The sequence below is a fragment of the Peribacillus sp. NPDC097895 genome (assembly GCF_050277555.1).
Lineage (GTDB): Bacteria > Bacillota > Bacilli > Bacillales > DSM-1321 > Peribacillus.
In genome coordinates this window covers 1,928,564-1,942,511 of the sequence record NZ_JBNNSH010000001.1, presented here as the reverse complement: position 1 = coordinate 1,942,511, position 13,948 = coordinate 1,928,564, and the positions used below count along the sequence as shown (strand labels likewise).

Genomic DNA, 13,948 nt, shown 5'->3' with positions numbered 1-13,948 from the left:
TCGATGGGGTGTTCACCAAGGTGAATTTTTAATAATTATTTGAACTCGAGATATAAAAAAATAATCCATCTCTCTTGTATTAGATGGATTTTTTTTACATAACGTTTTTTTTAATACTTTAATGATTAAATTTTCCCATTCAACACAATACTGCTCATTAATTCCTTATTAGGATAATCCAAAATTTGATACTGTTGAATAACTTCCTGAACATCATAATCAACTCTAATGATAGATGTTTGAAAACTATCTTTTTCAATATTAAGTAATGCATATGATGATTTTCTTAGTCCATCAAATGGTAAACCTACACTACCAATATTTATAATGCACTTACCATCTATATATCTGATGTATGGTTTATGAATATGAGCATAAATGTATATATTGGCTGAACTATTTTTCATTAATTTTTCATTTATAATTTCATCATTTTCTGATGGCAAAACAACTTCGAATAAGTCATCTGGAGTTGCATGAAATGCATGAATTTTATAATTTTCATGTTCGATATTTAGATTTGTTGGTAAATTTCCTAAGTATTCATGATCTTTAGTGTTCAGTTTAGACCTTGTCCAATTGACTTCTGAACTCATTGTTTCATATACTTGAACAGGTACTTCTTTTTGTTTTATTCCCCGAACAACCCATTCATCTGCATTCCCTTTTATTACATCTGTCTCCAGAGAGCGGACTAAATCGAGTGATCGTTTAGGTTCAGGCCCACGGAAACAGATATCACCAAGAACATAAATTTTATCTACATCGTGTTTTTTAATATTTGCCAATACTGCCTCTAATGCTATTGCGTTCCCATGAATATCAGATATAAATGCAAGTTTCATATTTTCTCCCTTGTATATAGTTTTTTATAATTGCCTGACTTTTTACTCCATTATAATACCGCATTCTTTTAATTTAAGTGGCTTGATTTTTAACCCTTAACCTAAACTTGTGATAATAATTTCTGGCTGGCACTATGATTAGACTTTTTTCATATTTATTCATTCCAGTAAACCACATACATAAAATATACAGAATTGAAAATACAATAATTTTCACTATTAGAACTATCCACAAGTTAGCTATTATTAAGTTATTAATTGTGGCACCATATATTATACTAATGAAAAGTGGGAAACTCATAAAAAGAATATTAACCCAAAACTTCGGTATGTCCAATTTGATTTTTTTCCAATAAAAAATATTTATTATAATAATATTTCCTAAAGTAAAAGCAATGCCAGTTGCTATAGCACAACCAATAACTCCCCAAAATTGAACTAATATAATACTTATAATAACATTTGCTATTGCAATGAAAATATTAACTATTGATTTAAAACCTTGCATATTTTTGGCTTGTAGTATCACTCCACCCATCCCCTGAATTAGAGAAACAATCATAGGTACTAATATAACTAATGCAACGGTATATGAAACACTATATTCTTTACCGACCCATAAGTTTATGAATTCTTTTCCAAATACAATGAAGCCGCTTAAGGCAAAAGAAATGATTATATATTGAATCCTGCCTATCCTTATAAATAGGTTTGATATTTCTTTATTAGATACTCCTTTAATAACCATTCCAGAAACACGTGTCAAGAATACATTCGATATAGCTGATGAGAATCCAGAGAAGTACCCAGTAAAAGATGCTCCGACAGCATAAACAGACACCGCTACAGTACCACTATAAATACCAAGAATAACTTGATCGGTAGATGTATATAGTTGTCCGATTATTAAATTCAAGAATATATAAGAAGAAAAAATAATAATCTCCTTAAATAATTTGGAATCGAATTTCCCGAAAGATATTTTAATTCTTAGTTTTTTGAAACAATAATACATGTTAAGTACTATAAATAATAAATTTAAGACAGTAGTCACAATTGCCATTGCTATGGAACCATATCCCATAAATAAAAGGGGTAACATTATTAGTGGGGTTATGAGTGAAGAAGCGATCACAATCAATTTTTGGAAAACAAACTTTTCATGTGCTAATACTATTACGCTGAAGACACCTAGCCCAATACCTGTAGATATGTTAAAAACCATGATTCCCATTAGTAATTTAAGTTTATTAATCTCTTCTTCATTTAAAGTATCTGAAAAAATCAAATCTGAATTTAAAGTTAATAAAATACCTGCAATTAACGCTATTACTCCAAGAGTCATATAAATTTTGAAAAATAAACCGTAAAGATTGGAGCAACCTTCTTCATCATTTAATGCTCTGTATTTTGCTGTATATCTTATTACAGCATTTCCTAAACCAAAGTTCAATACTCCAATATAACCCGCTGCTGAACTAGCTAAACTGTATAAGCCATATTCTGATTGACCAAGTTGATTTAACATTATTGGAGTGTAAATTATAGAAATGAAGATGTTAAGGAAAAGTGCAACATAAGATAAACCTGCACCTGCTTTTAATTGATTTTTCATTGTATGTACCTTCCATCCAATTCAAAATAAATCCTGAAATTTTTTTATTACATATTGACTATTTTTTTCACTTCATTATTTGTATTAATGTTTTCACCTGCTAAGTTTCTGGTTAGTTCATTCCTTAAAACAGGATCATTTATCAAATTGACAATCGCCTTATATATTTCATTTGCATCACAATTAACGATAAGACCAGTAACTCCATTTTTTATTTGTTCCTTTGCACCGGTAAAATCCGTAGTTATGATGGGTTTGTTTAAACACCTAGCTTCAGCGAGAGTGATACAGTAACCCTCATGTCTAGAAGGTTGAACATAAATATCACAATCTTTAATATATGGATAAGGATTTGGAGTGGAACCTAAAAGTTTAAAATTATCAGAAACATTACGATCTCTTATTAACTTTTCATAATTGACTCTTGAATTTCCTTCCCCAATACAATACCACTTTACCTTATATCCATTATGAATTAACTTAGTTAATGCCTGAATGGCTATATCTTGGCCTTTTTCGTATGAAAGTCTTCCAACTGTTAAAATTCTTATACCATCAAATGTGTCCCTGAATCCTTTATCTTCTTCAGCTTGATATTCGATTAACTCTTGTGAAACCACATTTGAAAAAACGTCCGTTTTTTTATTTAAAGAAGGAATTTTATTCAATAAACGTTCTTTTCCTTCCTCAGAAACAACAAATATTTTATCGAATTTTATATAAATCTTAGATGCAAAAAATTTATTAAATCCTATTTTGTTAACGTCAAAATGAATCCACTGTATTCTTTTTTTCGCCTTTATCTTATTAGTAACATAATAGCTTATGAAATCCATAGGTCCTGCATATGCTACCGCTATATCATATTCTTGTTGTATAACTGGTAATTCTCTTAAAATATATCTATAATATAAACTTTTTTCTTTCATTAGCTTTGAAGATAAGTAAAAAAGTAATATAATACTGGCTTTAATGAGGTTTCCTTTTTTAAAATGCCGTAAAGCAACTGAATGAAGAGGTTCAATAATTGAAGGTTTTATATTTTTATATCCCTTGACGTATTCTACTCGAATTCCTTCAGGTACATAGTTCAAAAAATCACCATGCTTCTCCAACATTAAAATGGTAATCTTAAATTTATCCTTAGGGAATGCTGAAACCATATTAAGTAAAGCTTTTTCAGTCCCCCCAACATTCATATTGATTACCATAAATAATATCTTTTTCATTGGATGGCTCCCTTTTTTGATGAGTTTTATCCGATTAATTGGTTGATTTTTTCAATTTCTTCTCGATTCCCTTTTTTTTCAGTTTTGAGATAATCAATGATTTTTTCTTTTATATCCTGTTCATTAATCAATCTCATGATTCCCTCCCTAACTCCATCAGCATTCATATCCACTACTAAACCGTTTTTTTCATCCACCATTTGATTATAAACTGCATCAAAACGAGTTGTGACCACTGGAACATTTAGCATTCTTGCTTCGGCTATTGCTAGGCCAAATCCTTCAAATCTTGATGTTTGTACATATATATCTGCATCTTTAATGAACGGGTATGGATTTGCTTCAACCCCTAGTAATTTGAAATGATCCATTAAACCATCCCTTTCAATCTGTATTTCAATATCTTCTCTTAAAGGTCCTTTCCCCAAAACATACCATCTAAAGTTTATCCCTTCCTCTTTTAGTTTTTTACAAGCGGCCATTGCGATATCATAGCCTTTTTGTTGAGCGAGCCTTCCAATGGTAAGTATCCTAATTCCATCAAATTGATCATCATAACTCCTACCTATATCCGCCATTTTCATAATGAAATCAGCATTATTAATGTCATAAATCACCTCTGTATTGTTTGTATATTGATCAAATGTTTCATTAAAAATTTCTTTTGTAGATTCAGAAACAGCAACTATTTTATCAAATTGATCATAGTATTTCTGTTGAAATTTTTTTTCATTTTCATCTAATCGATAACTTACATTTACCCATGCAAGTTTTCTTTTAGCTTTTACTTTTTCTGAAACATAAAAGGTAGGAATTCCTTGTGCATAACTTATTGCAACATCATAATCTTTAGTATTGTTCTCAATGACAGGACTAATAGCCTGCCAAAAAAGCCTTGCTTTTTGCGGATTATTATAACTTTTTTTTCTGATATTAAACGAGTATTTTAATCGGGCTGCAATCATCTTGAAATTTAATTTTTTGACTGAAAAGTTGAATGCAGATAAAAGACTTAAATTTGAAAACTCCGTATAAGTAAGCGGCTTTAAAATATTCACCTCTAACGGAACCAAGTCTTTCAAAATACCTTCGTGGGCAAAAAGCATTAAATCAACCGAGTACTCTGAATAATCAAGAAGTGAAAGCAAGGTAACCAAACTTTTTTCTGCACCAGCACAATCCAAAGAATCAATTACAAAAAGGAGGTTTTTTTTCATTTTTTTCACTTCGCTTTTTAGAATATAGTTTCTTATTTTTATTTGAAAATCTTTTTTTTGACTACATGTGATATACTCAATAAATTTTCATTAAAATAGAATAATAATAGAATATATTTATATTTTAATGATAATGAATCATTCATAATTACCTCTTTTGAATTTATTGCTATACTTTCTCTAATAATTCTTAAATAAGCTTCTTTATTATCTTTGTTTTCAACTTGATTCAGAATATAAAAAATATTATCAACACACCAATATACATAACAAGAGATTACTAGGTTATAAAATTGTTTATAATTTTTCTTCATAAATGGCAAAATTTCATACCAGGCTACATATGCGTCGAGTCTTTTTTTACTGAACTTCGATGTAAGAATGCTGTTTTCAGTTTTTACATAGGTATACCCAATATAGTTGGTATAAACTGTTCACTTACTCTTTGCAAAAAGCTGATAGGTGACAGACAAATCTTCATAAATCCTTCCTTCTGGGAACAAGATATTATCAAAACAACTTTTACTAAATAGCTTGTTAACTAAAGAGAATCTAAACAGGACCCCTTTAAAAAGTTCTTCCATTGCTTCAGAATTTTCCATCTCTTTGATAAATTTAATTGAATTGTTATTAATTAGATTCCCATCTATCTCTCTTCCTAATTGACAAACAGAAATATCACTATTTGTTTCTACGCATAACTGATAAAGTACCTTATACATATTTTTATCGATCCGGTCATCACTATCAACAAATCCTATATACTTACCATTAGCTATGTTTAATCCAGAATTTCTAGCAATGCTGACTCCACCATTTTTTTGATGAATAACTTTTACTCTTGAATCAATAACAGCAAATTCGTCGCATATATCTCCACTTTGATCCGTTGAGCCATCATTTACTAGAATAAGTTCGAGTTTTATAAAAGACTGTGAAAGTATACTTTCTATACATTCCCTTAGAAAATTACCAGAGTTATAAATAGGTACAATTACACTAATTAATGGTTTCATTTACGAATTCATCTCTCAGTTCCTATAGTTTAATTTTATCTTTGACAATTGATGTGGAGACTCCCTTCGTATAAGGGAAATAGATGATGTCTACACCCACCTGTTTAAATTTAATTTCCACTTCATTGAATAGAGGGTCACCTTTCCAATCATCCCCTACAAACATTCGATTAAATTGAAGGTTTTCCCATGCAGTAAATTTATCCCGATTCGTTTGAGAAACTACTTTATCTACATATTTTATACCTGCTACAATTTCCATTCTTTCATTATGGGGGATTACAGGCTGTTTATTTTTATATTCCATCACAAGTTCATCTGTACTTACTCCAACAATAAGGTATTCACAGTTTTCTTTTGCTTTTTTTAAAATATTAAGGTGCCCTACATGAAATAAATCAAACACTCCTGTTGTATATCCTATTTTGTATTGATTCATCAATTTTCCCTCCTGGTATGTTAAAACAAATTTTTTCTATATGATTTAATAAACTTTCACTTGCTTTACCATCTTCATATGTTTCAATTCGTTCTAGAAAGCTGCTCAATTCGTTTTCATACATTTCAGTATTAAATTGTAAAATTCCCTTATTTAAATCAGCATTATTGACTGCGCTTATAAACGGTAAATCCGAAATGTCATAGTACAGTTCTCGATCCGTTTTTGTATATTCCAATAAATCTGGCACATATAAAAAACAGGGACGTTTCGTGATTGAAAAGTCGAAAATCATGGATGAATAGTCCGAAATAAGAATATCCGATATAGATAATAGTTCTTGAATATCGTCATATGCTGTTACATCCATAACATTTTCACCCTTTATTAATTTATGCGCTTCAGAGAGTAAATGAGGATGTAGTCTAACTAAAAAAACCCAATTACCACTGAACTTTTCTTTCAAAGTTTTCAGGGTACTTGAGTAGTCAAGGTTATACATTTCAGTGCTGTTGCCTTTTCTGAAAGTAGGAGCATATAAAATTACTTTAGTTCCTTCTGGAATGCCTAGTTTGGTCAATATTCCTTGTTTTTGTTTAGGATCAAAATGAATAAGGAAATCATTTCTTGGTATACCCTTTTTGAAAATTTCTCCATTATACCAAAATGCTCTTTTGAGAATTTCCGTACTATCGTGACACCCGGATAATAATAAATCACATTTTAAAGAATCCTTTTTAGCCATTTGAATATACTGTTCTGATAAATTTTCTTCAGCGTCTTTTTCAATTTGTTTTAACCTTAAGGAACTGTGCCAAGTTTGAATGTAGTATTGATTTTTCCTTTTTATGAAGAATTCATTAGTTCTATAATTAGTTATGATGACCTTTGAAGTACATAATTCATAAAAATACTTAAAAGTCATGGTTTTGACTTTTCTGATGTTTGTTATCTCTGTTTTAGATTCTAAGTCATTAAAAGCCCAGATTAGATCGAAATAATCATGAGGGTAATGTTTTAGTATATATTCAGTTATATATTTAGGGTTGCACCCATATTGGCTGCCATAATAACTATAAAGAAATATCTTGTTTTTTTTAACAGGAAGCAGATTTAATAAATGAATAAGAAGAAAAGTGATTCTTTTTTTTAGAACTAGCCATAGTGTACCCATTATTCAGGAATCCCCTTTATGTTATTTGATAAATTTATACGTTCTAGTTTAGGAGACTTTGTATGAAACCCTGTCAATCTATAAAATTTGTTTACAGCCAAATATAAAGTATGCAGATAAGGGTGTATGTTAAAAAGATGTAATTGAGTTTGTAATTGGCGATTATATGAAACAGCTTCATTAATTTCACGATAATGAGTCTTTAAATAGTTTTGAAGATCTTTCCTTAACAATCCGCCTTTGTCTTTTGATCGGTTAGCTAAAAGGAGATTATAATGAATAAGAATATTCTTTAGAAGAGATTGGTACGAATCATTGGCCAAGTTTTCATAAAATTCTTCTATAAAACTATGTCTTTCTTTTAACCCTTGTATAATATCCAAGTTCCTTGTGGTATAAGAGGCAACGATGCTGTCCTCTCTTTGAAAATAGTAACTCAAGGGTTTATGAACAATTACATAAGAATTGACTCGCTGCATAACATGATGAGCCCAAAATACATCCTCGAATAAAACGCCCTTTTTGAAAGGTATATCCTTTATAAGGCTGGTCCTATACAGCTTTCCCCATGCAAAATTCTTTACTCTTTCATTAATGACTAACTCAGCCATTAATGCTTGATTGTCTAATATTAATGGGGGGGCATCTTTGGTGAAATATCTATTATCAAAAATTAAATGATCTTCATGGGCATAATAAAAGGCAGATTGAACTATATCTGCTTTAAATGTTAAACTCGTACGGACAAGCTCTTCAATCATAGTAAGTTCTAACCAATCATCACTGTCTACAAAAATAGTTAATTCACCTGTAGCTATTCTCATCCCGTAGTTTCTAGCATCGGATAGTCCCCCATTTTTTTTATGAATTACTTGTATTCTGGAGTCCTTTTTTTCATAATCATCTGCGATTTTTCCACAGTTATCAGGTGAACCATCATCAACTAATATAATATCAAGATTAATGAAGCTTTGATTTACGATACTATCAATACACCTTGTTAAGTATTTTTCCACGTTGAAAATAGGTACAATAACACTTACTTTCGGTAACATTATCATTGTAACCACCTAACTTTTATGAAAGCTTTATCTCATTTATTGGATGTGTTATTTTGCCATTTTATAAAATCAATTAATGGTTTGTACTGAGGAATCTGTTCTTTCTCAAGACCATTCCTTTTTAGTTCTTGAACAAATTCAATCCATTCTTTTTCTAAATAATTTGGAGCGACCTTTGTAGTCTCTTGTTTTAGTAGTGAAACAAAATCAACATTCAATACGTGCGCAATTTTTTCCATTACGTGTAGTGAGGGATTTCGATTGAGATTACGCTCAATGTTACTTAGATAAGACTTCGATATATTTGCCTGTTCAGCCAGTTCAGATAACGTATATCCTCTTTTCTTACGCAATTCTGCAATATTTTTTCCAATCATTTGATTACCTCTTCATTCGTTTTTACCCATTTCCAACTGGATTCCCTAAGGATGGATGGGTGTTATCCATTCCTTCATTTATTGCATTTTTAATTGAATCGATCACTCTCATTTGATCATCTCGAGTCATGTTTGATCCGGATGGTAAACAGATTCCTGTAAAAAATAACTGTTCTGAAACATTCGTTTCTCCATCATGAGGGTAATAGAGATACCCTTTAAAAATAGGTTGCATATGTAGCGGCTTCCAAACATGTCTCGCCTCAATATTTTCCTCCTGTAGAGCCTGCAGTAATTTTTTTATGGAAATTCCAAATTCAGCTTCATTTATGGTCAATGCTGACAACCATCTGTTTGAACGGGTATTTTCTAATTCGGGCATGAATTTTAATCCAGGTAAATCAGCCAATTGCTGATAATAAAGATCATAAACATCTCTCCTGGCTTTTACTCTTTCCCCCAATACCTCTAATTGACCTCTTCCAATTCCAGCAAGAATATTACTCATTCGATAATTGTAACCAACCTCACTATGCTGATAATGAGGAGCAACATCTTTTGCTTGTGTAGCTAAAAACCGAGCTCGATGTATTGCATTAGTATCGTTAGAAATTACCGCTCCCCCACCAGAGGTTGTGATGATTTTATTTCCGTTGAATGAGTAAATTCCGAATTCCCCAAATGTTCCACTCGCTTTTCCTTTATAAGTGGCACCTAATGACTCGGCTGCATCTTCGATGATCGGAACTTCATACTGATTACAAATCGTTAATAGTTCATCCATTTTAGCCGGTTGACCGTATAGATTAACTATTATGACGGCTTTAGGAAGTTTTCCGGCTTTAGCAGCTTCTCTTAACGCTCTTTCTAAAGCGTTAGGAGACATATTCCAAGTTTCTGGTTCAGAATCTATGAAAATAGGTTTTGCATTTAGATAAAGAATCGGATTTGCGGTTGCCACAAAGGTAAGACTAGAGCAAAAAACAGTATCACCTTTTCTCACACCCAATAAAGAAAGAGCCAAATGAATCGCGGCAGTTCCAGAACTGACTGCAAGCACTTCTTTGACTCCTACATATTTGGCTATATCTTTTTCGAAAGCATCAAGATTTGGTCCCAATGGAGCAATCCAATTTGTTTCAAATGCTTCTTTAATATACTTTTCTTCATTTCCGCTCATATGGGGGGATGAAAGTAAAATTCTTTTTTTACTTGTTGCATTTAACACTCTACACACCTTCTATACCTATTTTTTTCCTCTTGGCAGGGGTTCCGACAGCTAAACTATGAGATGGAATGTTATTTATCACAGTAGCCCCAGCACCAATCACGGACCATTCTCCGATATTCACATTTGGTATCAGTGTAGAACCGGCACCTATATGAGTCCCTTCATCTACTTTTACGGCACCAGTTAATGTGGCATGGGGTGATATATGAACAAAATTTCCTATGTCATTATCGTGTTCAATCACAGCGCCAGTATTAATGATTGAGTGGTGTCCAATTTTAGCGTCAGCATTAATGACCGCATTTGGCATAATAACAGTGCCTACACCTATTTGTGCACTAGAACTAATAATCGATGATGGGTGTTTTAATGTTACGTAAAATGATGCTGGTATTTTTAATCTATGAACAATATCTTTCCGTACGTAGTTATCACCAATTGCAATAATGAATTTTAAGTCCGTAAAATGTTCTAATAAATGAGATACAGTTGAAAGAGGTGCGAAAAAAAGCTGATCTTTCACAAGTTTTTCTTGATACTTGTCGTCTAGATATCCAAGTAACTCGAATTCTTTAATAGATTCAATGATGTCTTTAATGACTTTACTATGCCCACCTTCGCCAACTATGACAATTCTCATCCCTGCTCCTCTCTTTCTTTATTGTCTTCTCCCCTAAAAGGAATCATCGTTACATTTTTCTCTGAATTTACTCCTTCAGATCTAACCACTTTTACGATCGTGAATAATAATATTTTGACATCGAGCAAAAATGATTGATGATTTACATACCAAACATCTAATTTGAATTTTTCTTCCCATGATATCGCATTTCTCCCATTTACTTGTGCCCAACCAGTAATGCCAGGACGAACTTGATGGCGTTTAGCTTGATCGTCCGTATATAATGGAAGATATTCCATTAATAATGGCCGTGGACCGACCAAGCTAAGATCTCCCTTGACAACATTCACTAGCTGCGGTAATTCATCTAGACTTAACTTTCTAAGTGCATTTCCAAATCCAGTTAATCTTTGGTGATCAGGTAGTGGTCTGCCATGTGCATCTTTTTCATTCTTCATGGAACGAAATTTGTAGAGAATAAATGGCTTTCCATTTAGTCCTGGTCTCATCTGTTTAAAAAGAATGGGCGTTCCAAGATTAATCTGTATTAAAGCTCCTATTATCAATATTATTGGGCTAAGGATAACTAGCAAAATAATTGAAATTAGTAAATCAAATGTTCTCTTCATGTTTTCACTTCCGGGATTCTTTATTTACAATTTGTGATTACTAACTGTTGCTTGATTTCTTCTATTAAAATAGATGCCTTCATAACTTCTGATTCATTACCCAAATTATAGGCGTACAATAAAATATCTTTAAAATTTTCCAATGTAATTTTTTCTGACTTCATCCTTATCCCCATATTTCTAATTTTTTGGCATTAAAAAAACCTCGCTTCGGATCAAGCGGGGATTTTCCAATTCTTCATTCTTTGTATACCCATTAGGATTACGTGATTGCCACCTCCAAGAGTCCTCACACATATCTTGAATGCTTTTCTTTGCAATCCAGTTTAATTCTTTTTCTGCTTTTGATGGATTTGCATAGCAAATGGCAGCATCACCTGTCCTGGGTTGTGTAATTTTAAAGGGTATTTTCACTCCGGTAGCTGCTTCAAATGCTGATACTACTTCTAACACACTATATCCTTTTCCCGTTCCAAGATTATAAATTTTAACTCCGGATGTCTTTAGCGTTTTGTCGAGTGCAAGTACATGTCCAATTGCAAGATCAACTACATGGATATAGTCCCTGACACCTGTACCATCCACTGTCGAATAACTTTTCCCGAAAATTTGAAGTTCTTTTAATTGGCCTACCGCTACTTTAGTGATGTATGGCATTAAGTTATTCGGAATACCACTGGGATCTTCACCAATCAACCCACTTTCATGTGCACCTATCGGATTGAAATATCTTAGGATCGTAATGCTCCATTCATTGTCAGATATATATAAGTCCTGAAGAATTTCCTCTATCATTAATTTTGTTCTGCCATATGGGTTTATAGCCTGTACGGGAGAACCTTCTGTTATTGGGACTGTATCCGGGAGCCCATATACAGTGGCAGAAGAGCTAAATACCAATTTTTTAACATTATATTTTTGCATAAGTTCACAAATTATAATGGTAGTGGTGATATTGTTTTTATAATATTTCAGAGAATCTTTAATGGATTCACCTACTGCTTTTAGTCCGGCAAAGTGGATAACTGCTTCAATTTGATTGACTAGGAACACTTTTTCTAAAGATTCCAAATCTAAAAGATTCAAGTGATAAATCATGATGGATTTTCCTGTTATTTCACAAACACGATTTAGCGATTCTGGTTTACTATTAGAAAAATTATCTACCACAATAATCTCATAGCCTTCATTCAAGAGCTCTATGCATGTATGGCTGCCGATGAAACCAGCTCCGCCGGTGACCAGTATTGCCATTTATGGATTACCTCGCCTTCATTTAAATTTAATTGTTGATTAATCCATAGATTTTATTGATTTCATTTTCATTGCCGTAATCCTTTGAAAGTACGTTCGATACTATTGCCCCCCTAAATTCATCATCTACAATCATTTTTGCAATCCCTCTGGCAATTCCATTCTGACCGCACTCTGTTATTAAAGCATCAAACCCATTCTCCGCTTGGCTTTTAGCGGTAGGAAAATTGGTAATCACAACTGGTTTTCCTAGCACTTGTGCTTCACGTATTGTTACTGCTTTACCTTCATAACGTGAAGGTTGAACATATATATCACAAGCTGCAATATATGGATATGGATTGGTTTTCTTCCCCAATAAAATAAATTGCTTTTCAATGCCTAATTTCATTATTAAGTTTCTTAACTCGTTTTCGAGAGGTCCATAACCCACCACATACCACTGAATGTCAAATCCCTCGTCTATTAATTTCTTACAAGCTCTTATTGCTTCATCTAATCCTTTTGCATGTGTTAAACGTCCCACTGTTACTAATATGGTTTTTCCAGGTAGATTACTGATTTCTTTTGGAATATCTGCCTTCGCTTGTTCTCTAACAAAATCTGGGGAAAGAATATTTTCAATTACCGTTGTTTTTTCCTTGAAGTCAGGAAAAACATCTAAAAATGTTTGTGAACATTCTTCAGAAACCACTACGATATCATCTATTTTCCTCCACATTTTCTTCTCTATTTTCTTATTCACATAAATATTGGAATAATCGGTATGAATCCAGCCGATTTTCTTCTTGGCTTTGACCTTATCCCCGATAAAATGATGTGGCCATAAAAATCCTATGGCCACATCATATTCCTTATTAAGTTTTGGCAAATGACGGGTAGTTAGCTCCCAACCGTACTGAATGGATAAATAACCTGGTTCTTCAACCTTTTTTACTTTTCCATGAAATACTCCTGAATACTTGGCGATGACTCTAGAGATAGCAATAGGGTAAAAACCCTCTTTTACTATTTGTTGAATGGATTTTCTAAAGGTTGTATACGATGGTTCTTCCGGTAATAAATTTGGACCGTCCGGGATATATGAGAGGAATTCACCTTCATGTTTAAACAATAATAAATCGACATCATATTTAGCATAATCGATTTGATTTAACAATCCTATTAGACTTCTTTCGACTCCTCCAATTGCTAAGTCAAAAGATGTAATCAATATCTTTTTCTTCATTCTAAAGACCT

General features: G+C 32.4%; 14 protein-coding genes. All 14 read right to left on the bottom strand.

Going from position 1 to position 13,948, the window contains the following annotated elements:
- Positions 1 to 125: 125 nt before the first annotated feature.
- The 14 genes from ACQKMH_RS09335 to ACQKMH_RS09270 all read right to left on the bottom strand — a co-directional run bounded on the left by ACQKMH_RS09335 (position 126) and on the right by ACQKMH_RS09270 (position 13,937).
- The gene (locus ACQKMH_RS09335) at positions 126 to 845 is read right to left on the bottom strand and encodes a metallophosphoesterase family protein (RefSeq protein ID WP_427587105.1); all 720 of its coding nucleotides are present in this window, start codon (positions 843 to 845) and stop codon (positions 126 to 128) included.
- A gap of 73 nt (positions 846 to 918) precedes the next feature.
- Positions 919 to 2,460, bottom strand: a complete 1,542-nt coding sequence (locus ACQKMH_RS09330) for an oligosaccharide flippase family protein (RefSeq protein ID WP_427587104.1) — start codon at positions 2,458 to 2,460, stop codon at positions 919 to 921.
- Between the two features lie 47 nt (positions 2,461 to 2,507).
- Entirely contained in the window at positions 2,508 to 3,689 is a 1,182-nt protein-coding gene (locus ACQKMH_RS09325) for a glycosyltransferase (RefSeq protein WP_427587103.1), read from the bottom strand.
- A gap of 26 nt (positions 3,690 to 3,715) precedes the next feature.
- A complete protein-coding gene (locus tag ACQKMH_RS09320) occupies positions 3,716 to 4,906 on the bottom strand; it encodes a glycosyltransferase (RefSeq protein ID WP_427587102.1) in 1,191 nt (396 codons plus the stop codon).
- Between the two features lie 434 nt (positions 4,907 to 5,340).
- The gene (locus tag ACQKMH_RS09315; protein ID WP_427587101.1) at positions 5,341 to 5,922 is read right to left on the bottom strand and encodes a glycosyltransferase; all 582 of its coding nucleotides are present in this window, start codon (positions 5,920 to 5,922) and stop codon (positions 5,341 to 5,343) included.
- 22 nt (positions 5,923 to 5,944) lie between these two features.
- Positions 5,945 to 6,361 carry an adenylyltransferase/cytidyltransferase family protein gene (locus ACQKMH_RS09310; RefSeq protein WP_427587100.1) on the bottom strand — a complete coding sequence of 139 codons (417 nt, stop codon included), beginning with the start codon at positions 6,359 to 6,361 and terminating at the stop codon, positions 5,945 to 5,947.
- On the bottom strand, positions 6,321 to 7,535 hold the full coding sequence (locus ACQKMH_RS09305) for a CDP-glycerol glycerophosphotransferase family protein (RefSeq protein ID WP_427587099.1): 1,215 nt from the start codon (positions 7,533 to 7,535) through the stop codon (positions 6,321 to 6,323). Before ACQKMH_RS09305 ends, ACQKMH_RS09310 begins: the two co-directional genes overlap by 41 nt.
- The gene (locus tag ACQKMH_RS09300) at positions 7,535 to 8,590 is read right to left on the bottom strand and encodes a glycosyltransferase family 2 protein (RefSeq protein WP_427587098.1); all 1,056 of its coding nucleotides are present in this window, start codon (positions 8,588 to 8,590) and stop codon (positions 7,535 to 7,537) included. The genes ACQKMH_RS09305 and ACQKMH_RS09300 overlap by 1 nt, the downstream gene beginning before the upstream one ends.
- Before the next feature lie 38 nt (positions 8,591 to 8,628).
- Complete coding sequence (locus ACQKMH_RS09295; protein WP_427587097.1) at positions 8,629 to 8,973, bottom strand: helix-turn-helix domain-containing protein; 345 nt, start codon at positions 8,971 to 8,973, stop codon at positions 8,629 to 8,631.
- Between the two features lie 22 nt (positions 8,974 to 8,995).
- Complete coding sequence (locus ACQKMH_RS09290) at positions 8,996 to 10,153, bottom strand: DegT/DnrJ/EryC1/StrS family aminotransferase (protein ID WP_427587558.1); 1,158 nt, start codon at positions 10,151 to 10,153, stop codon at positions 8,996 to 8,998.
- A gap of 49 nt (positions 10,154 to 10,202) precedes the next feature.
- The gene (locus tag ACQKMH_RS09285; protein WP_427587096.1) at positions 10,203 to 10,844 is read right to left on the bottom strand and encodes an acetyltransferase; all 642 of its coding nucleotides are present in this window, start codon (positions 10,842 to 10,844) and stop codon (positions 10,203 to 10,205) included.
- Positions 10,841 to 11,455 carry a sugar transferase gene (locus tag ACQKMH_RS09280; RefSeq protein ID WP_427587095.1) on the bottom strand — a complete coding sequence of 205 codons (615 nt, stop codon included), beginning with the start codon at positions 11,453 to 11,455 and terminating at the stop codon, positions 10,841 to 10,843. The genes ACQKMH_RS09285 and ACQKMH_RS09280 overlap by 4 nt, the downstream gene beginning before the upstream one ends.
- Before the next feature lie 180 nt (positions 11,456 to 11,635).
- A complete protein-coding gene (gene galE / locus ACQKMH_RS09275; RefSeq protein WP_427587094.1) occupies positions 11,636 to 12,709 on the bottom strand; it encodes a UDP-glucose 4-epimerase GalE in 1,074 nt (357 codons plus the stop codon).
- Positions 12,710 to 12,737: 28 nt separating this feature from the next.
- Positions 12,738 to 13,937 (bottom strand): glycosyltransferase, encoded by a 1,200-nt coding sequence (locus ACQKMH_RS09270; RefSeq protein ID WP_427587093.1) that lies wholly within the window; start codon positions 13,935 to 13,937, stop codon positions 12,738 to 12,740.
- Between the last annotated feature and the right edge of the window lie 11 nt (positions 13,938 to 13,948).